16 protein-coding genes are annotated in these 21,920 nt (G+C 71.9%); 8 read left to right on the top strand and 8 right to left on the bottom strand.

Translation table 11 applies throughout. The annotated features are described in order from the left end of the window. Positions 1 to 65: 65 nt before the first annotated feature. Positions 66 to 407 (top strand): DUF3817 domain-containing protein, encoded by a 342-nt coding sequence (locus BX285_RS00890; protein ID WP_097236204.1) that lies wholly within the window; start codon positions 66 to 68, stop codon positions 405 to 407. A gap of 287 nt (positions 408 to 694) precedes the next feature. Beyond that, the gene (locus BX285_RS00885) at positions 695 to 2,395 is read left to right on the top strand and encodes a methylmalonyl-CoA mutase (RefSeq protein ID WP_097236203.1); all 1,701 of its coding nucleotides are present in this window, start codon (positions 695 to 697) and stop codon (positions 2,393 to 2,395) included. An 83-nt stretch (positions 2,396 to 2,478) separates the two neighbouring features. On the opposite strand, the gene BX285_RS00880 is transcribed toward BX285_RS00885, so the two are convergent. Beyond that, positions 2,479 to 3,033: a TetR/AcrR family transcriptional regulator gene (locus tag BX285_RS00880; protein WP_257033042.1), complete on the bottom strand. Its 555-nt coding sequence runs from the start codon at positions 3,031 to 3,033 to the stop codon at positions 2,479 to 2,481. A 521-nt stretch (positions 3,034 to 3,554) separates the two neighbouring features. On the opposite strand from BX285_RS00880, the gene BX285_RS00875 reads away from it, so the two are divergent. The 4 genes from BX285_RS00875 to BX285_RS00860 all read left to right on the top strand — a co-directional run bounded on the left by BX285_RS00875 (position 3,555) and on the right by BX285_RS00860 (position 8,189). Then, positions 3,555 to 4,559 (top strand): tetratricopeptide repeat protein, encoded by a 1,005-nt coding sequence (locus tag BX285_RS00875; protein WP_121174221.1) that lies wholly within the window; start codon positions 3,555 to 3,557, stop codon positions 4,557 to 4,559. Between the two features lie 733 nt (positions 4,560 to 5,292). After that, positions 5,293 to 5,964, top strand: a complete 672-nt coding sequence (locus BX285_RS00870; protein ID WP_097236201.1) for a DUF6230 family protein — start codon at positions 5,293 to 5,295, stop codon at positions 5,962 to 5,964. Positions 5,965 to 6,099: 135 nt separating this feature from the next. After that, positions 6,100 to 6,762, top strand: a complete 663-nt coding sequence (locus BX285_RS00865) for a DUF6114 domain-containing protein (protein ID WP_121174220.1) — start codon at positions 6,100 to 6,102, stop codon at positions 6,760 to 6,762. Beyond that, positions 6,759 to 8,189, top strand: a complete 1,431-nt coding sequence (locus BX285_RS00860) for a hypothetical protein (RefSeq protein WP_121174219.1) — start codon at positions 6,759 to 6,761, stop codon at positions 8,187 to 8,189. The genes BX285_RS00865 and BX285_RS00860 overlap by 4 nt, the downstream gene beginning before the upstream one ends. Positions 8,190 to 8,297: 108 nt before the next feature. Here the strand turns inward: BX285_RS00860 and pyk are convergent, their stop codons facing one another. The 3 genes from pyk to pta form a co-directional block, all read right to left on the bottom strand. Beyond that, a complete protein-coding gene (gene pyk / locus BX285_RS00855) occupies positions 8,298 to 9,725 on the bottom strand; it encodes a pyruvate kinase (protein WP_097236198.1) in 1,428 nt (475 codons plus the stop codon). Positions 9,726 to 9,819: 94 nt separating this feature from the next. Continuing rightward, on the bottom strand, positions 9,820 to 11,043 hold the full coding sequence (locus BX285_RS00850) for an acetate kinase (RefSeq protein ID WP_121174218.1): 1,224 nt from the start codon (positions 11,041 to 11,043) through the stop codon (positions 9,820 to 9,822). Further along, positions 11,040 to 13,169 carry a phosphate acetyltransferase gene (pta, locus tag BX285_RS00845; protein ID WP_121174217.1) on the bottom strand — a complete coding sequence of 710 codons (2,130 nt, stop codon included), beginning with the start codon at positions 13,167 to 13,169 and terminating at the stop codon, positions 11,040 to 11,042. Before pta ends, BX285_RS00850 begins: the two co-directional genes overlap by 4 nt. Positions 13,170 to 13,347: 178 nt before the next feature. Here pta and BX285_RS00840 point away from each other — a divergent pair, with 178 nt between their 5' ends. Together BX285_RS00840 and BX285_RS00835 are read left to right on the top strand one after the other, a co-directional pair. Next, positions 13,348 to 13,629, top strand: a complete 282-nt coding sequence (locus BX285_RS00840) for a type II toxin-antitoxin system Phd/YefM family antitoxin (RefSeq protein ID WP_097236195.1) — start codon at positions 13,348 to 13,350, stop codon at positions 13,627 to 13,629. Then, positions 13,626 to 14,030 (top strand): type II toxin-antitoxin system VapC family toxin, encoded by a 405-nt coding sequence (locus tag BX285_RS00835; RefSeq protein WP_097236194.1) that lies wholly within the window; start codon positions 13,626 to 13,628, stop codon positions 14,028 to 14,030. Before BX285_RS00840 ends, BX285_RS00835 begins: the two co-directional genes overlap by 4 nt. Before the next feature lie 35 nt (positions 14,031 to 14,065). On the opposite strand, the gene glgB is transcribed toward BX285_RS00835, so the two are convergent. The 4 genes from glgB to BX285_RS00815 all read right to left on the bottom strand — a co-directional run bounded on the left by glgB (position 14,066) and on the right by BX285_RS00815 (position 21,914). After that, positions 14,066 to 16,411 carry a 1,4-alpha-glucan branching protein GlgB gene (glgB, locus tag BX285_RS00830; protein WP_121174216.1) on the bottom strand — a complete coding sequence of 782 codons (2,346 nt, stop codon included), beginning with the start codon at positions 16,409 to 16,411 and terminating at the stop codon, positions 14,066 to 14,068. A gap of 83 nt (positions 16,412 to 16,494) precedes the next feature. Then, positions 16,495 to 17,985, bottom strand: coding sequence for a maltokinase N-terminal cap-like domain-containing protein (locus BX285_RS00825; protein ID WP_107474892.1), 1,491 nt, complete (start codon positions 17,983 to 17,985; stop codon positions 16,495 to 16,497). 252 nt (positions 17,986 to 18,237) lie between these two features. After that, a complete protein-coding gene (treS, locus tag BX285_RS00820; protein ID WP_097236192.1) occupies positions 18,238 to 19,962 on the bottom strand; it encodes a maltose alpha-D-glucosyltransferase in 1,725 nt (574 codons plus the stop codon). Beyond that, the gene (locus BX285_RS00815; protein ID WP_121177130.1) at positions 19,959 to 21,914 is read right to left on the bottom strand and encodes an alpha-1,4-glucan--maltose-1-phosphate maltosyltransferase; all 1,956 of its coding nucleotides are present in this window, start codon (positions 21,912 to 21,914) and stop codon (positions 19,959 to 19,961) included. The genes treS and BX285_RS00815 overlap by 4 nt, the downstream gene beginning before the upstream one ends. Positions 21,915 to 21,920 lie beyond the last annotated feature (6 nt).

The following is a 21,920-nucleotide window of genomic DNA, read 5'->3' as shown; positions in this document are numbered from 1 at the left end:
CTCGTGGGAGCGGTGCGCGGATCCGGGCGTACCGGCCGAAACTGCCGAGCGACGCGAGGAAGACTATGAAGGCGACCCCCCTGCTGGGCTGGTACCGGGCCCTGGCCATTGCGACCGGTGTGGCGCTGCTGGTGTTCTGCGGCTTCATGGTCGCCAAGTACGGCTTCGGCAAGGCCGAGGAAGTGACTACCTACGTCGCGATGCTGCACGGGTACCTGTACATCGGGTACTTCGTGGTGACCTTCCTGCTCGGGCAGAAGCTGAAGTGGCCGCTCGGCCGACTGGTGCTGACCCTGGCGGCGGGCTGCATCCCGTTCCTCTCCTTCGTCTTCGAGCGCAAGGTGGCCGGCGAGGCCGCCGAACAGCTGACGGCGGGTGCCGGCGCCCGCCAGCCGGCCGGCGTCTGAGCCGACCGGCCACGAGAGGGCCCCTTCCCCGGGTGGGGAAGGGGCCCTCTCGGCGTTCCGGGCAAGGAGGCCTCGTCGCGGAGGCAGTCCCCGCCGCAGGCGTCCCCCGTCCGGCCTGCTGCCATCCGTCCGCGCCCCCCACCCCTTCCCCCGCTGCCCGCCGCAGGCGTCCCCCGTCCGGCCTGCTGCCATCGACAAGTACTAGGACGTCCGAGTAAATTAGTAGGACGTCCTAATAGCTGTGCCGCCATCGCCCGTGGCGGCCGTACTGAGCGGAGTTCGGGGTCATGGACGCCGAGGAGATCGAGCGCGGCCGGCAGCGCTGGCAGCAGCGGTACGACAAGGCCCGGAAGCGGGACGCGGACTTCACCACCCTCTCCGGTGACGAGGTCGAGCCGGTCTACGGCCCGCCGGCCGGGCAGCCCTACGAGGGCTTCGAGCGGATCGGCTGGCCGGGCGAGTACCCGTACACCCGCGGTCTGCACCCCACCGGCTACCGGGGCCGCACCTGGACCATCCGCCAGTTCGCCGGCTTCGGCAACGCGCAGCAGACCAACGAGCGCTACCGGATGATCCTGGACGCGGGCGGCGGCGGCCTCTCGGTCGCCTTCGACATGCCCACCCTGATGGGCTACGACTCCGACGACCCCAAGTCGCTCGGCGAGGTCGGCCACTGCGGCGTGGCCATCGACTCGGCGGCCGACATGGAGGTGCTGTTCCAGGGCATCCCGCTCGGCGAGGTCACCACCTCGATGACGATCAGCGGCCCGGCCGTCCCGATCTTCTGCATGTACCTGGTCGCCGCCGAGCGCCAGGGCGTGGACCCGGCGGTGCTCAACGGCACCCTGCAGACGGACATCTTCAAGGAGTACATCGCGCAGAAGGAGTGGCTCTTCGCCCCCGAGCCGCACCTGCGCCTGATCGGCGACCTGATGGCGTACTGCGCGGAGGGCATCCCCGCGTACAAGCCGCTGTCCGTCTCCGGCTACCACATCCGCGAGGCCGGGGCGACGGCCGCGCAGGAGCTGGCGTACACCCTCGCGGACGGCTTCGCCTACGTCGAGCTGGGCCTGTCCCGCGGCCTGGACGTGGACGTCTTCGCGCCCGGCCTGTCCTTCTTCTTCGACGCGCACCTGGACTTCTTCGAGGAGATCGCCAAGTTCCGCGCCGCGCGCCGGATCTGGGCCCGCTGGATGCGCGACCGCTTCGGCGCCAAGACCGACAAGGCGCAGTGGCTGCGCTTCCACACCCAGACCGCGGGTGTCTCGCTCACCGCGCAGCAGCCGTACAACAACGTGGTCCGCACCGCCGTCGAGGCGCTGGCCGCGGTGCTCGGCGGCACCAACTCGCTGCACACCAACGCCCTGGACGAGACCCTGGCGCTGCCCTCCGAGCAGGCCGCCGAGATCGCCCTGCGCACCCAGCAGGTGCTGATGGAGGAGACCGGCGTCGCCAACGTGGCCGACCCGCTGGGCGGTTCCTGGTACGTCGAGGCGCTGACCGACCGGATCGAGCAGCAGGCCGAGGCGATCTTCCAGCAGATCTTGAACAAGGCACGTCTGGACAAGGGCCGCGAGGGCCACGAGATCGGCCCGATCACCTCCGGCATCCTGCGCGGCATCGAGGAGGGCTGGTTCACCGGGGAGATCGCCGAGGCGGCCTTCCAGTACCAGCAGGGCGTGGAGAAGGGCGAGAAGCGCGTGGTCGGCGTCAACTGCCACCCGCGCAGCGTCACCCCCGAGTTGGAGATCCTGCGGGTCAGCCACGAGGTCGAGCGCGAGCAGGTGCGGGTGCTGCGCGCGCGCAAGGCGGCGCGGGACGAGGCGGCCGTCCGGGCCGGGCTGGACGCCATGCTGGCGGCTGCGCGCTCGGGCGAGTCGATGATCCCGCCGATGCTGGACGCGGTGCGTGCCGAGGCGACGCTCGGCGAGATCTGCAACGCACTCCGCCAGGAGTGGGGCACCTACCAGGAGAACGCGATGTTCTGATCACGCTGTTCTGAGCGAGCGCGTGACTGCCGCCCGTACGGGGATTCCGTACGGGCGGCTTCGCCGTTCCCGGGCGGGTGGGGTCAGGCGGTGGTGGCGAGGGCGCCGAGGAGGAGGTCGGTGAAGCGGCGGGTCCAGGCCGGGGTGATGGGTTCGCCGCTGACCAGGACGCGGTGTTCGACGGTGCCGGCGATGGTGTCGAAGATGATGTCGACCTCCTCGCGGGCCGCTGCGGCGTCGGTGTCGGCCTCCAGTTCGCCGCGGGCCTGGGCGGCCGCCCGGCCCTGGCGGACCAGCCGCTTCTGCGGGTCGACGATCGCCTCGCGGATGCGGCGGTGCAGCTGGCGGTCCCGGATGCCCTCGGCGAACAGGGCGAGCAGGGCGGCCTGAGTCTCCGGCCGGGCCAGCAGGTCGGCGAACTGGGCGACCACGGCCTCGATGTCGGCCCGCAGGCTGCCGAGGTCGGGCATCACCAGCTCGTCGAAGAGGGTGGCGACGGCGTCGACCACCAGTTCGTTCTTGGACGGCCAGCGGCGGTAGAGGGTGGTCTTGGCGACGCCGGCGCGGCTCGCCACGTGGCCCATGGTGAGTCCACCCCAGCCGTGTTCGGCGAGGGCTTCGCGGGTGGCGTCGAGGATCGCGCGGTCGGCGGCGGCGCTGCGCGGACGGCCCTTGGCACGGGCGGCGTTGGCGGCCTCGGGGGCCGGTTGCGCGGCGTCCGGGGCGGTGCTCGCCCGGGCGGGGGACGCCAGGTGCGGGCTCTCCGGGCTGGCGGGGGGCTGGGCGGCCGGCACCGGGCCTCCTTGCGCTGTACTGGTAAGTAACTTGGGTGGGGCTGGTAACGGTAGCGACTGTCGGCCGATTCGGGCAGTCGGGCCGCCCGGGAAAGTGGGGCAGGTCACGTCCCCGAACCGCCGGTGGGGCTTGCGGGCGGGGCACCGGCTCCAGTTACGCTACGACTCGTAGCGAAAGCAGTGGCAACCAGGCGCCGCACCCCGTGGGACGGGGGCGGCGAAGGTGCGGGTGGGGATCCGCGCCGAACGGTTCAGGCTACCGGGGGACGGGCACGACGGCCGGGAACCCGCACCGCGCGGCCCGCGCGGGGCGACTTTCCCGAGGTTGGCGCCCGCGAGCAGCGCGGACGGGGGAGGATGGTCTCATGCAGCCACGGAATTCGCGTCTCAACAGCTCCGCCCTGCGCGGTGCGGTCGACCTCGCCGCAGTGAAGGCGGCCGGCGAGGCCGCCCAGAAGGCCGAGCAGGCCCGGGCCGAGCGGGCCCGTCAGGCCGCCGCCGCCGAAGCGGACGGCTCCGCCGTCGCCCAGCCCGTCCACCAGCTCGTCATCGACGTCACCGAGGACACCTTCGAGGCGGAGGTCGTCCAGCGCTCCACCGAGGTGCCGGTCGTCATCGACTTCTGGGCCGAGTGGTGCGGCCCCTGCAAGCAGCTCAGCCCGATCCTGGAGGGCCTGGCCGAGGAGTACGCCGGCCGCTTCGTGCTCGCCAAGATCGACGTGGACGCCAACCAGCTGCTCGCCCAGCAGTTCGGCATCCAGGGCATCCCGGCCGTGATGGCCGTGGTGGCCGGCCAGCTGGTGCCGCTGTTCCAGGGCGCGGAGAGCGCCGCCAACGTCCGCAAGGTGCTGGACCAGCTGATCCTGGTCGCCGAGCAGCGCTTCGGCGTGGGGGGCCTGGCCGGCGGCGGCGCGGTCGCCCCGGGCGAGGCCCCGGCCGCCGCCCCGCAGCGCCCCGAGGACCCGGCGCTGTCCGCCGCGCACGACGCGCTGGACGCCGGCGACCTGGGCGGTGCCATCCAGGCGTACAAGAACGTGCTGGCCGGCGAACCCGGCAACACCGAGGCGAAGTTGGGCCTGGCCCAGGCCGAACTGCTGCAGCGGATCGAGGGCCTGGACCTGCAGACCGTCCGGGCGGCGGCCGCGGCCGACCCGAAGGACGTCGGGGTCCAGCTCCAGGCGGCCGACCTGGACCTGGTCGGCGGCCACGTCGAGGATGCCTTCGGGCGCCTGGTGGACACCGTCGGGCGGACGGCCGGCGAGGACCGGGACACCGCCCGGCTGCGCCTGCTGGAGCTGTTCGAGGTGATCGGCCCGGAGGACCCGCGGGTCGTCACGGCCCGTGCGGCGCTGGCGCGCGTGCTGTTCTGAGGCTGCCGCGGGCCCGGCTCGGGTGCGGTCCGCGTCCGGTCCGGGCGCATGGTCTGGCACAGCGGATGACCTGCGGTGTCGCCAGGTGATTTGGCGACAATCCGGTCAACCGGGCGGACGTTTACCAAATCTTGATTTCACCCGTGGGTGGTCACGCTACGTGATCACCCACGGGTGTTTCGCTCGTGTTTCCGGCAGATTTCGCCGTCCAGTTTCCGCCAAGTCGTCACGCACGGTATAAATCGCGCGCATTTCATGATCGACGTCGCCGGATGTTGCATTACCCGTCAGTAAGGCACCCCTTGTGCTTCGCCCGGGATTCAAGCACGATCGGCGACGCCCGGTCCCAGACTCCACACCCTCCGACAGCCGGTCGGCACGCGGAGCGCGGGATCCCCACCGGGCGATCCGCCGGCCCCGGCCGGCGGTAGGGAGGGCAGGGGGGTATCCGCGGTCCCACGGCGGTTCCTGTCCTTTTACGGCCGCGCGGCCCTGCGCGGTCGCTGGTTGTCGCTCGGGGGTGATCGCCGATGTCGTCGGTCCTGCCCGCCGCCCCGCAAGGACGGTCGGTGCTCGGCCGGGAGGGCCGCTGTACGCAGGCCGCTCCCGCGTCCGACGACGCCCAAGGCGCTCTCCGCTACCGAGGACGTAGCTCTCTCCCATCCCAGGCCCCCACCGGCGCTGGACGCGCCGCCGGGGAGCCGGAGATGTACGTCCTAGAAGGAGGACTCGCATGTCCCAGACCTACGGCAAGACCCGCTGGAAGCGCTTCGCCCTGGTGATGGTGCCGAGCGTCGCGGCCACCGCGATGGTCGGCGTGTCGATCGCCAACAGTGCGCTCGCCGCCTCGTTCAGCATTTCCGGCCAGCAGTTCAAGGTGAGCACCACGCACCTTGAGGGCAGTCACTTCGCGCAGTTCGGCACCGTCGACATCGAGGCCAGCGGCCAGCCGCACCCGGTCGCCGTCTCGGCCTTCGACTCGGCCGACATCACCAACCTGTGCCAGTCCGTGGTGACCGACCTGTCCGGCTTCGGCCTCGGGAAGATCACCCTCCAGCTGAACGCCGGTGGCCCGGGCAGCAAGCCGGTGCACGCCGACAACCTGCTCATCGACCTGGAGCAGCTGAAGGCCGACGCGACCTTCAAGAACATCAACATCGGCCAGGACGCCTCCACGCTTTCCGGTGCGGCGACCCAGGGCTGGAAGCCTCACCAGAAGGTCACCGACGCGGGTGGCGGCAAGGGCCTGCCGACCGGTGCCACCGGCTTCGCCCAGGCCGCGGACTCGGCCATCCTGGACAACGTCCAGCAGACCGCCCGCGCCACCTCGGCCGGCAACTTCGTCCTGAGCGGCCTGAACCTGTCGCTCAAGAAGGGCGACGGCCCGGGCATCGAGTGCTTCTGAGCCCTTCCTGACGGTGCGCCCACGGGCGCGCCCGACTGACGGGTCTTCGCGGGCCGGGGGCGGCGGGGTCATCACCGCCGTTCCCGGCCTCATGCCAATCGTTCTTCCCTCGTAGCGATGTCGAGGAGCTGCACCATGTCCAGCGCAACGGTCGAACCCCGGACCGGCCACCAGAATCCGATCGGGTGGCTCTGGCGGCACTTCCGTGAATTCCGCCGCACCAGGCCCTTCTGGGGCGGCCTGCTGGCCATGATCGCCGGCGGCCCGATCCTCTACTTCCCGTACGCGCACCTGTCGCTCGGCGGCCTGACCATCGCGATGTCCACCACGGCCGGCGCCGGGTCGATGATCATCGGGGTGCTGATGATCATCCTCGGGCTCACCGGGTGGTTCCAGCCCGCCGTCCGGGTCTTCGCGGGCATCGCGACCATCCTGCTCACGCTGATCTCCATACCGGTCTCCAACCTGGCGGGCTTCGGACTGGCGCTGCTGCCGGGCCTGATCGGCGGCGGCCTGATGGTCTCCTGGGCGCCGCTGCCGGAGCCCAAGGCCGAGTCGGCGCACCGGCGCCGCCGCAAGGGCAAGGCGGCCGAGGCCGGGAACGCGGTGGCGGAGAGCGTCGCCGCCGAGCCGGCTGAGGCACCCACCGCCGCAGACACCGCCGCCGAGACGCCCACCGCCCAGCTGCCCGCCCAGGGCGCGCCGCAGGAGCCGGGCGCCGGTGCCGCCGCCGAACCGGCCGCCGGTGCCACCCTCCCGAAGCAGGCCGGCGCCGCTGACCCGGAGGGGGCACGGTGACCGGGCCGGCCGAGCAAGCCGACGGCACAGCCGTCCCCGCGCAGCGCTCCGGCCGGCACGCGGCCCCGCGCACGCCCGTACGGGCCCGGCTGAGAGGCCGTGCGCTGGCCATGGCCGCGGTGCCGACCGCGCTGCTGATGGCCGCCGCCTACACGCCCAACCCGGCGCTCGCCGAGTCCGCGGCGGGCAAGCCGTGCGGGAACGCGCCGGTGGCCGTGCCGGACGTCGCGCCGATCGAGACGCCCGTCCCCAAGAGCGAGCTGCCCGAGCCGCCGGGCCCGTCCACCGTGCCGAGCACGGCGCCCACCCAGACGCCGACCCAAGCACCGACCCACACGCCCACCCAGGTGCCGACCCAGGCGCCGACCGGCGCCCCCGTCCAGCAGCCCACCTCGCCGGTCAAGCCGCCGTCCGCCTCGACGCCGACCACCCAGCCGCCCGCCGCCCGCTCGGCCACCAACGGCGGCTCGGTGGCGAGCAGCGCGGTCTACCCGGACAGCAGCACCGGCACCGGCACGGTGGCCCGGACGGGCCTGATCGACGACATCGTCGGCGGCATCAACCACCTGCTGAACCCGAACGCCTCGCCCAGCCCGAGCGCCAGCCCGACCGCCGGCGCCACCGCCACGCAGGGCACGACCCCGGCGCCCGCGCCCACCCCGGCCGCCCCGGCTCCGCGTGCGGGCACCCCGGCCCAGCCGGCCCCGGCCGCCGCCGGCCAGGGCGCCGCGCCCACCGCGGCCCAGCCGTCCGGGGGCGCGCCCTCCGCCGCCGCGACGCCGACCGGCAAGGCGAGCCCCAAGGCGACGCCCACCGCGGGCGCCTCCGGCACCGCCTCGCCCACCGCGACGCCCACTCCCACCGGGACGCCCACCGACAACCCCAACTGCGCTGTGGACACCCGGAGCCTGACCGCCGGTGCGGCCGCCTCCGGCCAGGTCGTCCCGGAGCAGAACTGGACGCTGAACACCAGCCGGCTCGCCCTGCACGGCGCAGCGTTCCACGGCGTCTACGACGTGAAGACCCCGACCGGCACCAAGCGGGTGCTGAAGTTCGTGGTCGACAGCGTGGACATCGACAACCTCGACATGTCGACCCTGGAGGGCAACGGCGTGACCTTCCACGTCCAGGGCGCCCCGGGTTCCACCTCGACCATGCGCAACGGCCAGGTCACCATGTACGTGGAACGGCTGACCGGCCACCTCTCCAAGGTGCTCGGCCTGCCGCTCCCGGTCGACCTGGGCGAGATCACCCTGACGCCGGACACCCTGCCGCGCTGGCTGTACGACCTGATCGGCGCCATCCCGATCCCGCTGGAGCTGGAGCTGACCGGCGTCACCGCCAAGCAGGCCGGCCAGTTCGGCGGCACCCTGCACATCCCCGGGATGCACCTGTTCAACGACAACGCGCCCTACAGCGACAAGTAGCAACACGTAGCGACAACCAGCCCGCGAGCAGCGGCAGTCGACGCACAACGCCCGTGGGGCGGCCCTCCGAGGAGGACCGCCCCACGGGCGTTCGGGTGTGACGGGTGCTCACTCGCCCCGGGTGCCCAGGTGGTGAACCTGCACCATGTTGGTGGTGCCGGGGATGCCGACCGGCACACCGGCGGTGACGATGACGGTGTCGCCCTCGTCGAGCCGGCGCATCTTCAGCAGCTCGCGGTCGACCTGCGCGACCATCGCGTCGGTGGTGGCGACCTGCTCGGTCACGTACGCCTCGACGCCCCAGCTCAGCGAGAGCTGGTTGCGGGTCGCGGTGTCCGGGGTGAAGGCGATCACCGGGATCGGCGAGCGGTAGCGCGACAGCCGGCGGGCGGTGTCACCGGACTTGGTGAACGCGACCAGCGCCTTGCCGTCGAGGAAGTCGCCCAGCTCGCACGCGGCGCGGGCGACCGAGCCGCCCTGGGTGCGCGGCTTGCGGCCCGGGTTGAGCGGCTGCAGGCCCTGGGAGACCAGCTCCTCCTCGGCCTTCTCGCAGATCCGGCTCATGGTGCGGACGGTCTCGACCGGGTACTTGCCGACGCTGGACTCGGCGGAGAGCATGACCGCGTCGGCACCGTCCAGGATGGCGTTGGCGACGTCGGAGACCTCGGCGCGGGTCGGGCGCGAGGCGTGGATCATCGACTCCATCATCTGGGTGGCGACGATGACCGGCTTGGCGTTGCGGCGGGCCAGGGTGACCAGCTGCTTCTGGACCAGCGGCACCCGCTCCAGCGGATACTCCACGGCGAGGTCGCCGCGGGCGACCATGATGGCGTCGAAGGCGAGGACGATCTCCTCCATGGCCTCGACGGCCTGCGGCTTCTCGATCTTGGCGATGACCGGCACGCGGATGCCGACCTCGTCCATGACCTCGTGGACGTCCTTGATGTCCTCCGCGTTGCGGACGAAGGACAGGGCGACCATGTCGACGCCCAGGCGCAGCGCGAAGCGCAGGTCGTCCTTGTCCTTCTCGGACAGGGCGGGCACGTTCACGGCCGCGCCGGGCAGGTTGATGCCCTTGTTGTTCGAGAGCACGCCGCCCTCGACGACCACGGTCTTCACCCGCGGGCCGTCGACGCTGACGACCTCCAGGGCGATGACGCCGTCGTTGATCAGGATCGGGTCGCCGGGCTTCACGTCGCCGGGCAGGCCCTTGTAGGTGGTGCCGCAGATGTGCTGGTCACCGGGGACGTCCTCGGTGGTGATGGTGAACTCGTCGCCGTTGTCGACGGTCACCGGGCCGTTGGCGAAGGTCGCCAGACGGATCTTCGGACCCTGGAGGTCGGCCAGGACGCCGATGGCCTTGCCGGTGTCCTCCGAGACCTGGCGGACCTTGCGGTACCGCTCCTCGTGGTCAGCGTGGTTGCCGTGGCTCATGTTCAGTCGGGCGACGTTCATGCCCGCCTCGACGATGGCCTTCAGCTGTTCGTAGGAGTCCGTCGCCGGACCCAGGGTGCAGACAATTTTCGCTCGGCGCATATCGATCAGTCTATCTGTTCGGGTTATGGGCGCATTCGGCATGTATCGGTAGGAATCGCCGACGAATAATTCCGCGGAGTGAGACGATTCCGTGTCAGTCCGCGGACTCCTGGCTCTCCCGGTGCACCAGCGCGAAGGCCTGCCGGGCGATCTCCAGCTCCTCGTCGGTGGGCACCACCGCGACCGCCACCCGGGCGTACTCGGGCGAGATGATCCGGGCCTCGCCCGAGCGCACCGAGTTCAGCTCCGGGTCCACGGCGATGCCCAGCTCGTCCAGCCCCGCGGTGGCCGCCGCCCGCACCGGCGCCGCGTTCTCGCCGACCCCCGCGGTGAACGCGATCGCGTCCACCCGGCCGAGCACCGCGTAGTAGCCGCCGATGTACTTGCGCAGCCGGTGGACGTACGCGTCGAAGGCGAGCCGGGCGTCCGCGTCCCCCTCGTCCGCCCGCCGCATGATCTCGCGCATGTCGTTCTCGCCGCACAGGCCGCGCAGGCCGCTGCGGCGGTTGAGCAGGTCGTCGATCTCGTCGATCGACAGCCCGCCGACCCGGTGCAGGTGGAACACCACGCCGGCGTCGATGTCGCCCGAGCGGGTGCCCATGACCAGGCCCTCCAGCGGGGTCAGGCCCATCGAGGTGTCCACGCAGCGACCGCCGCTGACCGCCGAGGCGGAGGCGCCGTTGCCCAGGTGCAGCACGATCACGTTGACCTCGGCCGGGTCCTTGCCGAGCAGCCGCGCGGTGGCCCGCGAGACGTACTGGTGCGAGGTGCCGTGGAAGCCGTAGCGGCGCACCCGGTGCTCGTCGGCGACGGCCCGGTCGATGGCGTACCGGGCCGCGTACTCGGGCATCGAGGCGTGGAAGGCGGTGTCGAAGACGGCCACCTGGGGGAGGTCGGGGCGCAGCGCCCGGGCCACCTCGATGCCGGTGATGTTGGCCGGGTTGTGCAGCGGGGCGACCGGGATCAGCCGGCGGATCTCCCGCAGCACCTCGTCGGTGATCACGGTCGGCTCGGTGAACCGCATGCCGCCGTGCACCACCCGGTGGCCGATCGCGGCCAGCTCGGGGGAGTCCAGCCCGAGGCCGTCGGCGGCCAACTCCTCGGCGACGGCCTTGAGCGCGGCGGAGTGGTCCGGGAAGACCTGCGAGGCCTCGCGCCGCTCGCCCGCGCGCGGGGTGTGCACCAGGCGGCCGCCGGCCTCCCCGATCCGCTCGACCAGCCCGGAGGCCAGCCGGGCGCCGTCCAGCATGTCGATCAGCTGGTACTTCACCGACGAGGAGCCGGCGTTCAGCACGAGAACGCGCGTTCCTTCACTCATGCCTGCGGCTCCTTGCGGTCCTGCGACTGGATGGCGGTGATCGCGACGGTGTTGACGATGTCCTGCACCAGCGCCCCGCGCGAGAGGTCGTTGACGGGCTTGCGCAGCCCCTGCAGCACCGGGCCGACCGCGACGGCCCCGGCCGAGCGCTGGACGGCCTTGTAGGTGTTGTTGCCGGTGTTGAGGTCAGGGAAGATCAGCACGCTCGCCCGCCCGGCCACCGGCGAGCCCGGCAGCTTGGTGGCGGCGACGTGCTCGTCCACCGCCGCGTCGTACTGGATCGGGCCCTCGACCAGGATGTCCGGCCGCAGCTCACGGACCAGCTCGGTGGCCTTGCGCACCTTGTCGACGTCCGCGCCGGAGCCGGAGGTCCCGGTCGAGTAGGAGAGCATCGCGACCCTCGGCTCCACCCCGAACTGGGCGGCGGTGGCGGCGGCCTGGATCGCGATGTCGGCCAGCTGCTGGGCGTCCGGGTCGGGGTTGACCGCGCAGTCGCCGTACACCAGCACCTTGTCGGCCAGGCACATGAAGAAGACGGAGGAGACGATCGAGGCGCCCAGCGAGGTCTTGATCACCTCGAAGGCGGGCCGGATGGTGGCCGCGGTGGAGTGCACCGCGCCGGACACCATGCCGTCGGCGATGCCCTCCTGGACCATCAGGGTGCCGAAGTAGGAGACGTCGGTGACCACGTCCAGGGCCAGTTCGACGGTCATCCCCTTGTGCGCCCGCAGCCGGGCGTACAGCTCGGCGAACTGGCGGCGCAATGGGCTGGTGGTCGGGTCGACGATCCGGACCTGGGCGCGGTCGGCGCCCGCCTCCGGCTGCGGCAGCTCGATGCCCAGGCCCGCGGCCTTGCGGCGCACCGCGTCCGGCTCGCCGAGCAGGGTGAGGTCGCAGATGTTGCGGCGCAGCAGGATCTCGGCCGCGCGCAGCACCCGCTCCTCGGTGCCCTCGGGCAGCACGACGTGCCGGCGGGCGGCCCGGGCGCGCTCCAGCAGCTCGTGCTCGAACATCATCGGGGTGACCCGCTCGGACCGGCCGACCTCGATCCGGTTGGTCAACTCGGCGGTGTCGACGTGCAGTTCGAACAGGCCGAGGGCGATCTCGGCCTTCCGCGGGCTGGCCGCGGTGAGCTTGCCCTCCAGGTGGGTCAGGGTGGCGGCGGTCGGCCAGCTGCCCTCCGGGACGACTGCGACCGGGGTGCCGGGGGCGAGCCGGGCGGCCAGGGCCATCACGTTCGGGCCCGGGTGCTGGCCCAGCGTCAGCAGCACGCCGGCGATCGGCGGGGCGCCGGCGGCGTGCGCGGCCAGCGAGCCGACCACCAGGTCCGCGCGGTCCCCGGGTGTGACGACCAGCGCGCCCTCGGTCAGCGCGTCGAGGAAGGTCGGCAGCATGGCGCCGCCGAAGACGTAGCCGCGCACGTCGCGGGCCAGGCCGGCGGCGTCGCCGAGCAGCACCTCGGCGCCGGTCGCCTCGACCAGCTGCGCCACGGTCGGCGCGGCCAGGGCAGGCTCCTCCGGGATGACGTAGGCGGGGATCGGCAGCTTCTCGGTGAGCGCCCGCTGGATCCGCTGCTTGGCGCCCGGGGCGACCCGGTTGGCGATCATCGCCAGGGTCTCGCAGCCGAGGTCGGTGTACGCCCGGTGGGCGTTGCGGACCTCGGCGATCACGGCCTCCGGGTCCTCGCTGTGCCCGCCGACCACCGGCAGCACCGCGGCGCCGAACTCGTTGGCCAGGCGGGCGTTGAAGGCCAGTTCGTCCGGGATGTTGGTGTCGGCGAAGTCGGTGCCGAGCACCAGGACGGCCTGGCAGCGCCGCTCCAGCGCGCGGAAGCGGTCGACCAGGACGGAGACGAGCTCGTCCTGCCCCTGCGCGGCCTGCAACGCCGCGGCCTCCTCGTAGGTGAGGCCGTACAGCTCGGAGCTCGGCAGGTCGATCCGGTAGCGGCCGTGCAGCAGCTCGACCACGTGGTCCGAGCCCGGCTGCCCGGGCGCGGCGGCGTGCACCAGCGGGCGGAAGACCCCGACCCGGTCCACCTGGCGGGTGAGCAGTTCCATGACCCCGAGTTCGACCGCCTGCCGGCCGTCCCCCCGGTCGATCCCGGTCACGTACACGCTGCGCGCCACGTGGATGTCTCCGTCCCGTCGTCTCGGAAGGTGGTCACATCGACCCTACCTTCGCACCCCGAACACCCGTCCGCGAGCAGAGCTGCCCCCGTAGGGCAAGGGGCGAACGGCCTGAGCTCGGGATTTGCGCGGCCCTTCACCCTTGATGTACCTACATGATGTAGTTACATTGGCTGGTATGGAGACCATGGGACTGCGTGAGCTGAACCAGAACCCGTCGAAGGCAGTCGCGCGGGTCCGGGCCGGCGCGACGATCGTCGTGACCGACCGCGGGCGGCCCGTGCTGAGACTGGTGCCGGAAACGGCTCCGGAGACGACCCTCGAACGGATGGTCGCGGCGGGCGAGGTCACGCCGCCCGCCGACCAGGGCATGCCCGAACTGGCCCTCGATCTGCTGCCGGACGTCGGCAGCCTGTCGGACCTGCTGATCGAAGACCGAGACCGGGAGCGCAACCGTTGATCTACCTCGACTCGTGTGCGCTGCTCAAGTTCATCAAGCCGGAGCCCGAGACGGCCGCGCTGCGCGCTTGGCGGCAGGCGCTCCCCGACGGCACCGAATTGATCACCAGCGAGCTGGCCCGACTGGAGATCACCCGCACGCTGCTCCGAGCGGGCATCTCGCACCAGCTGGTCCCGTACCACGTCGACCAAGCGCTCCGGGGCGCCTACCGGGTCGACCTCAGCAGCGCGGTGCTCGCCAGGGCGCTCGCCTACCGCACCCCACGGTTGGGATCGCTGGACGCGCTCCATCTGGCCAGCGCCGAGCCGTTCCGGGCCGAACTCACCGACTTCGTCACCTACGACCGCGAGCTCGGCCGGGCAGCCGAGGAGCTCGGGTTTCCGGTCACTGCTCCGAGGTGAGTGCCCGCCCGTTGCGACGGGCGGGCACTCGGTGGTCAGCGGGACGGGCGGAGCCAGATGGTGGCGAGTGGGGGGAGGATCAGTTCGGCGGAACGGGGCTGGCCGTCCCATGCGACCGGCTCGGCCTTGACCGGGTGGGAGTTGCCGATGCCGCTGCCGCCGTAGGCCTCGGCGTCGGTGTTCAGCACTTCCTCCCACAGCTGGTCGCGGCCGTCCAGGCCGGGCAGGCCGACCCGGCGGCCGTGCCGGACGACCGGGGAGAAGTTGCAGACCGCGACCAGCGGCGAGCCGTCGGCGGCGTAGCGGACGAAGGAGAGCAGGTTGTCGTCGGCGGCACCGCCGTCGAGCCAGCGGAAGCCGTCCGGGGTGGTGTCCAGCTCCCACAGGGCGGGGGTGTCCAGGTAGCTGCGGTTGAGGTCGCGGACCAGGCGGCGCATCCCGAGGTGGTCCCGGTGGGCCGGCCACTGCTCGTCGAGCACCCACCACTGCGGGCCCTGCTCGTGGTCCCACTCCGCGCCCTGGGCGAACTCCTGCCCCATGTAGAGCAGTTGCTTGCCCGGGTGGGACCACATGAAGCCCAGGTAGGCGCGGTGGTTGGCGCGCTGCTGCCACCAGTCGCCGGGCATCTTGGAGACCAGGGACTGCTTGCCGTGCACGACCTCGTCGTGCGAGATCGGCAGGATGTAGTTCTCGGAGTAGGCGTACACCATCGAGAAGGTGATCTCGTTGTGGTGGTACTTGCGGTGCACCGGCTCCTTGGACATGTAGACCAGCGAGTCGTGCATCCAGCCCATGTTCCACTTCAGCCCGAAGCCGAGGCCGCCGGCGTCGGTGGGCCGGGTGACGCCGTCCCAGGCGGTGGACTCCTCGGCGATGGTGATCACGCCGGGGCAGCGCCGGTAGACGGTGGCGTTCATCTCCTGCAGGAAGGAGGCCGCGTCCAGGTTCTCCCGGCCACCGTGCCGGTTGGGCGTCCAGGCGCCGCCCTCGCGGGAGTAGTCGAGGTAGAGCATGGAGGCGACGGCGTCCACCCGCAGGCCGTCGATGTGGAACTCCTCGCACCAGTAGACCGCGTTGGCGACCAGGAAGTTGCGCACCTCCTTGCGGCCGTAGTCGAACTCCAGGGTGCCCCAGTCCGGGTGTTCGGCGCGCAGCGGGTCGGCGGGCTCGTACAGCGGCTCGCCGTCGAAGCGGGCGAGGGCGAAGTCGTCCTTGGGGAAGTGCGCGGGCACCCAGTCGACGATCACGCCGATGCCGTGCCGGTGCAGGGTGTCCACCAGGTGGCGGAAGTCGTCGGGGCTGCCGAGCCGGGCGGTGGGGGCGTAGTAGCCGGACACCTGGTAGCCCCAGGAGCCGCCGAAGGGGTGCTCCATCACCGGCATGAACTCCACGTGGGTGAAGTTCAACTCCTTGAGGTAGCGCGGGAGTTCGTCGGCGATCGCGCGGTAGGTGGTGAGGTCGGGGCGCCAGGACGGCAGGTGCAGCTCGTACACCGACATCGGTGCCCGGTGGTGGGTGGCGCGGGCGCGGCGGGCCATCCACTCGTCGTCCTGCCAGGCGTACGAGGAGGAGGTGACCACCGAGGCGGTGCCGGGTGGGCACTGGGCGGCCCGGGCCAGCGGGTCGGCCTTGTCGAGCACCCAGCCCTGCCGGGTGTGCACCTCGTACTTGTAGGTGGCGCCCTCGGCCAGGCCCGGGACGAACAGCTCCCAGATCCCGGAGGAGCCGAGCGAGCGCATCGGGTGCCCGGTGCCGTTCCAGTGGTTGAAGTCGCCGATCAGCCGCACCCCGACGGCGTTCGGCGCCCAGACCGCGAAGGCGGTGCCGGGCACGCCCTCGACGGTGCGCACGTGCGAGCCGAGTGCCCGCCACAGCTGCTCGTGCCGGCCCTCGGAGATCAGGTGCAGGTCGAGTTCGCCGAGGGTGGGGCGGGTGCGGTAGCCGTCGTCCTGGCGCATCGGCTCGCCGCCGGGGTAGGTCACCAGCAGGGAGTAGTCCGGCAGTTCGTCGCCGGCCACCAGTCCGGTGAACAACCCGCCCTGCTGGTGGGTGAGTTCGGCCGGGCCCTGCGGCGTCTCGACGACGACCCGCTCGGCGAAGGGGCGCAGCACCCGGATCGCCGTGCCGCCGTGCACCGGGTGGGCGCCGAGCAGTGCGTGCGGGTCGTGGTGCTGCCCGTTCACCAGCCGGTCCACCTCGGCCGGCGGCAGCGGCGCCTCCGGCAGGCGCAGAGCTCCGACCGGGGCGTCCGAGGAAGGGACCGTCGGAGGATCCGCCGGAAGGGCGGCCGCAGGTTCCTCGGCCCGGGCGGAGGCGGCGGCCCCGGCCAGGAAGGTGGCCGGAACGGGGTGGTTGGGGCCGGTCGGGTCGAGCGGCGTCACGGCGTGGTCCTCCTGCGGCAGGGGTGTGCGAACTCGTGGCGGGCGGGCGGACTGAGAGCGCGGGAACAGCGGGGTCGGCGGGATCAGACGGACAGGGCGAGCCGGTTGATCGCGGCCAGCGGGATCGGCAGCCAGCTCGGCCGGTGCCGGGCCTCGTACACCACCTCGTACACCGCCTTGTCGATCTCCAGCGCCCGCATCAGCTCCGGCGAGGCCGCCGGGTCGGCGCCGCCCCCGGCGGTGTAGCCGGCGCAGAAGGCGGTGCGGTTGCGCTGGGCCCAGGCGGCGGCGAGATGGGCCAGTTCCGGGTCGACCGGGCCGCCGGCCAGCAGGTGGGCTGCGGCGTAGTCGAAGGAGCGGAGCATCGCGGCGACGTCGCGCAGGGCGGGTTGCGGTTCGCGGCGCTCGTTGACCGACTTGGCCGGCTCGCCCTCGAAGTCCAGCAGCACCCAGCCGTGCGGGGTGCGCATCGCCTGTCCGAGGTGCAGGTCGCCGTGGATGCGCTGGACGGGCAGGCCGTCGGGGTGGGCGTCGGCGAGTTGCTGGAAGGCGGTGCGCAGCGCGGCGCGGAAGCGCAGCAGTCCGGGGACGGCGGCGACGGCGCTGTCGAGCCGGTCGGCCATCGCGGTGGCCAACCGTCCGGTCTGGGTGCGGTCGAGCCGGGCGACGGGCATGGAGCGGGCGAGCACCCGGTGCACTTCGGCGGTGGCCCGGCCGAGCCGGTGCGCCTCGATGGCGAAGTTGCCGGGGGAGCGGTCGCCCTTGAGCCGGCCGACCTGGTCGAGGGCGAGTTCCCAGCCGTCCTCGGCGTCCGGCAGGTAGCGCTGGAGGAGTCCGAGGGTGGCGGGTTCGGCGCGTTCCATCCGGCTCTCGAACCAGGCGGCGACCCGGGGGATCCGGGTGGAGCCGGCCCGGGAGAGGGCGAGCGAGAGTTCGAGGTCGGGGTTGGTGCCGGGGTGGATGCGGCGGAACAGCTTGAGGATGTACGAGGTGCCGTAGATGACGGAGCTGTTGGACTGTTCGGCGGTGGAGGCGCGGCCGGGGAGGTTGGCGGGCAGTCCGGAGCCGGGGGTGCGGCGGAAGGACAGCGAGCCGAACCGGTCGCCGGTGGCGAGGTGTTCCAGCAGCCGTCCGGTGAGTTCGGGGTCGTGCACCGCGTCGTAGAGGGTCGCGCCGTCGTACGGGCCCTGGCTGAGCCGGCCGAGGACGGCGCCGGGGCCGATGTCGCCGAGTCCGTTGGAGCGGATCCCGAGCAGCAGTTGGTAGATGTCCCCGTGCGGGGCGCCGGCCGTGGTGGCGTGCTCGACCCGGAGCAGCAGGTGCAGCAGTGCCGGGTCACCGACCTGCAGCGGGGTGCCGACCACGGGGGTGAGGCCGGTGATGGGCCGCCCCTTGCCGGCGTACCAGCGCTGGGTGGGCAGCCACGCGGAGATCAGCGGCAGCGCCGCCTGGACGAGTTCGCTGACTCCCAGGGCGGTTCTCCGGGCCCCGGTGCCCCGCGCGCCCGCCGGCGCGGGGGAGCCGGCCGGGGCGTCGTGCTGCACATGGGCTTGAGAACGGGAGGTTTCGGACATGACTCCCTTTCCCCGGAAGCACGCGGACTGCCCGACGGGTCGTGGCCGGGTCCGTCAGTCTTCCGGATTTCGGCGGCGCGGCGGTTGCGGCACGCGAGCGTGGCTCGGGTGTCACGCCTTCGTGTGGGTGGCCGTTGGGCTGTTCTCCGTACGCGGTGGTGCAGAGAACTCCGGGGGCGCTCGGGTCCAACTGGCGCCCCCGGAGGGTCTGGTGGTGCTGTCGGGGCGGGTTCGCCGGGGTGCGGCGGATCGTTACTTCGACCGCCTGGTCCCGCTCAGGCGCGGGGGCTGCCGGAGCTGGAACCAGTAGAAGCCGTGCCCGGCCAGGGTGAGCAGGTAGGGCCACTCGCCGATCGACGGGAAGCGCACCCCGCCGATCAGCTCGACCGGGTACCGCCCGCCGTACTGCCGCAGGTCCAGCTCGGTCGGCTGCGCGAACCGCGAGAAGTTGTTCACGCACATGACCAGGTCCCCCTCGTACTCGCGCACGAAGGCCAGCACGGCGGGGTTGCTGGACGGCAGTTCGGCGTAGCTGCCGAGCCCGAACGCCGGATTGAGCTTGCGGATCTCGATCATGCGACGCGTCCAGTGCAGCAGCGAACTCGAACTGCTCTGCTGCGCTTCGACGTTGGTCACCTGATAGCCGTACACCGGGTCCATGATGGGCGGCAGACTGAGCCTGCCCGGGTCGGCGGAGGAGAAACCCGCGTTGCGGTCCGGGGTCCACTGCATCGGCGTGCGCACGCCGTCCCGGTCGCCGAGCCAGATGTTGTCGCCCATGCCGATCTCGTCCCCGTAGTAGAGGACCGGGGAGCCGGGCAGGGAGAGCAGCAGGGCGGTGAAGAGCTCGATCTGGTTGCGGTCGTTCTCCAGCAGCGGGGCGAGCCGGCGGCGGATGCCCACGTTGGCGCGCATCCGCGGGTCCTTGGCGTACTCCGCGTACATGTAGTCGCGCTCCTCGTCGGTGACCATCTCCAGGGTCAGCTCGTCGTGGTTGCGCAGGAAGATGCCCCACTGGCAGCCGTTGGGGATCTGCGGGGTCTTGGCGAGGATCTCCGAGACCGGGTAGCGGGATTCGCGGCGCACCGCCATGAAGATCCGCGGCATCACCGGGAAGTGGAACGCCATGTGGCACTCGTCGCCGCCGGAGGTGAAGTCGCCGAAGTAGTCGACGACGTCCTCCGGCCACTGGTTGGCCTCGGCGAGCAGCACGGTGTCGGGGTAGTCGGCGTCGATCTCCTTGCGGACCCGCTGGAGGAACTCGTGGGTCTCGGGCAGGTTCTCGCAGTTGGTGCCCTCGCGGGCGAACAGGTAGGGCACCGCGTCGAGCCGGAAGCCGTCGATGCCGAGGTCGAGCCAGAACCGCAGGCCCGCGATCATCTCGGCCTGGACCCGGGGGTTGTCGTAGTTGAGGTCCGGCTGGTGCGAGAAGAAGCGGTGCCAGTAGTACTGCTTGCGGACCGGGTCGTAGGTCCAGTTGGAGGTCTCGGTGTCGACGAAGATGATCCGGGCGTCCGGGTACTGCTTGTCGTCGTCGGCCCACATGTAGAAGTCGCCGTACGGCCCGTCCGGGTCCGTCCGGGAGGCCTGGAACCACGGGTGCTGGTCGCTGGTGTGGTTCATGACGAAGTCGATGATCACGCGCATGCCGCGGGCGTGCGCGGCGTCGACGAACTCCATGAAGTCGGCGAGGTCGCCGAACTCCGGCAGCACCGAGGTGTAGTCGGACACGTCGTACCCGCCGTCGCGCAGCGGCGAGGCGAAGAACGGGGGGAGCCAGAGGCAGTCGATCCCGAGCCACTGGAGGTAGTCGAGCTTGGCCGTGAGCCCCTTGAGGTCCCCGACCCCGTCGCCGTTGCTGTCCTGGAAGGACCGCACCAGCACCTCGTAGAACACCGCACGCTTGAACCACTCGGGGTCCAGGTTCTTCTTCGAGGTCTCCGGGAAGGTGTCGGGGACGGGCTCGTTCACTGTCACGCTGGGTTCCTCCGAACCGTGAGGAGGTGGGCCGGCTCGGCTGAGGGATCGAGCCGGACGTAGTTGTGCCGGCCCCAGGTGTAGACGGCGCCGGTGAGCTCGTCGTGCACCGCGTACGGGCCGTCGCCGTCGAGCGTGACGGTGGCCTCCTGGACGTGGTGCGGGTCGAGGTTGACCACGGTGATGACCTGGTCGGTGAGGCCCTCGGGGGTGGTCGCGGTCTTGGAGTAGGCGATCACCCGGTCGTTGTCGGTGGGGTGGAAGCGCAGGTCGCGCAGCTGCTGCAGGGCGGGGTGGCGCCGGCGCAGCCGGTTGAGCACGGTGAGCAGCGGGGCGAGGGTGTCGGTGCGGTTCCAGTCGCGCGGGCGCAGCTCGTACTTCTCCGAGTGCAGGTACTCCTCGGAGCCCGGGTGGGCCGGCTCGTTCTCGTACAGCTCGTAGCCGGCGTAGATGCCGTAGCTGGGGGAGAGGGTGGCGGCGAGCACGGCGCGGATCGCGAAGGCGGCGCGGCCGCCGTGCTGGAGGTACTCGTGCAGGATGTCGGGGGTGTTGGCGAAGAAGTTGGGGCGCATGTAGGCCGCTGCGTCACCGGTGAGTTCGGTGAGGTACTCGGTGAGTTCCGGCTTGGTGGTGCGCCAGGTGAAGTACGTGTACGACTGGTGGAATCCGATCTTCGCCAGGGTGTGCATCATCGCGGGGCGGGTGAATGCCTCCGCCAGGAACACGACATCGGGGTCGGTGCGGGCGATGTCGGCGAGCACCGTCTCCCAGAACACCACCGGCTTGGTGTGCGGGTTGTCGACCCGGAAGATCCGAACACCGTGGGACATCCAGAAGCGCAGGAGCCGGACGGTTTCCTTGACGATTCCGTCCATGTCCTGATCGAAGTTGACCGGATAGATGTCCTGGTACTTCTTCGGCGGGTTCTCGGCGTACGCGATGGTGCCGTCCGCGCGGTGGTGGAACCATTCCGGATGCTTGTTCACCCAGGGGTGGTCCGGGGAGCACTGGAGGGCGAAGTCCAGCGCCACCTCCAGGTTCAGCGCCCGGGCCTCGGTGACGAAGTGGTCGAAGTCCTCGATGGTGCCGAGGTCGGGGTGGACCGCGTCGTGGCCGCCCTCGGGGGAGCCGATCGCCCAGGGCGAGCCGACGTCGTGCGGACCGGCCGTCAGGGTGTTGTCCGGGCCCTTGCGGAAGGCTCGGCCGATCGGGTGCACCGGCGGCAGGTAGACCACGTCGAAGCCCATCGCGGCGATGGCCGGCAGCCGCTCGGCGGCGGTGCGCAGGGTGCCCGAGCGCGGCGGTTCGACGCCGCTCGGGTCCACCACGGCCCCCTCCGAGCGGGGGAAGAACTCGTACCAGGAGCCGAACAGCGCACGCTCGCGGTCCACCTGCAGCGGCAGCGGGCGGGAGGCGCTGAGCAGTTCGCGCAGCGGGTAGCGGGTCAGCAGGTCCAGCACCTCGGGGGCCAGTGCGGCGGCCAGCCGGGACAGCGGCGGCAGCCCCGGGTCGCGCAGCGCGTCGGCGGCGGCCAGCACGTGTGCGCGGCCCTCCTTCTTCGGCACCCCGGCGGCGGCCTGGTCCAGCAGCCGGGCGCCCTCCTCCAGGACCAGCGCGGTGTCGATCCCGGCGGGCAGCTTGATCGCGGCGGCCCTGCGCCAGGTGGCGATCGGGTCGCTCCACGCCTCCACCAGGTACGACCAGCGGCCGGGCGCGGTCGGGGTGACGTACGCGCCCCAGCGGTCGGTGCCCTCGGCCAGCTCGCGCATCGGTGTCCGCGGGCCGCTGCGGCCGCGCGGGTCGCGCAGCACCACGTTGGCGTTGACGGCGTCGTGGCCCTCGCGGAAGACGGTCGCGGTGACCAGGAAGGTCTCGCCGACGACGGCCTTGGCAGGGCGGCGGCCGGAGTCGACGAGGGGGCTGACGTCCAGGACGGGGATGCGGCCGATCACGGTGTC

The sequence above is a fragment of the Streptomyces sp. 1114.5 genome (genome assembly GCF_003635085.1).
GTDB lineage: Bacteria > Actinomycetota > Actinomycetes > Streptomycetales > Streptomycetaceae > Kitasatospora.
This window is presented reverse-complemented; position numbering and strand designations above follow the sequence as displayed.

Coding starts and splice junctions, on each gene's coding strand:
- BX285_RS00890 (WP_097236204.1), top strand. CDS start 66: ATGAAGGCGACCCCCCTGCTGGGCTGGTACCGGGCCCTGGCCATTGCG.
- BX285_RS00885 (WP_097236203.1), top strand. CDS start 695: ATGGACGCCGAGGAGATCGAGCGCGGCCGGCAGCGCTGGCAGCAGCGG.
- BX285_RS00875 (WP_121174221.1), top strand. CDS start 3,555: ATGCAGCCACGGAATTCGCGTCTCAACAGCTCCGCCCTGCGCGGTGCG.
- BX285_RS00870 (WP_097236201.1), top strand. CDS start 5,293: ATGTCCCAGACCTACGGCAAGACCCGCTGGAAGCGCTTCGCCCTGGTG.
- BX285_RS00865 (WP_121174220.1), top strand. CDS start 6,100: ATGTCCAGCGCAACGGTCGAACCCCGGACCGGCCACCAGAATCCGATC.
- pyk (WP_097236198.1), bottom strand. CDS start 9,725: ATGCGCCGAGCGAAAATTGTCTGCACCCTGGGTCCGGCGACGGACTCC.
- BX285_RS00850 (WP_121174218.1), bottom strand. CDS start 11,043: ATGAGTGAAGGAACGCGCGTTCTCGTGCTGAACGCCGGCTCCTCGTCG.
- BX285_RS00840 (WP_097236195.1), top strand. CDS start 13,348: ATGGAGACCATGGGACTGCGTGAGCTGAACCAGAACCCGTCGAAGGCA.
- BX285_RS00825 (WP_107474892.1), bottom strand. CDS start 17,985: ATGTCCGAAACCTCCCGTTCTCAAGCCCATGTGCAGCACGACGCCCCG.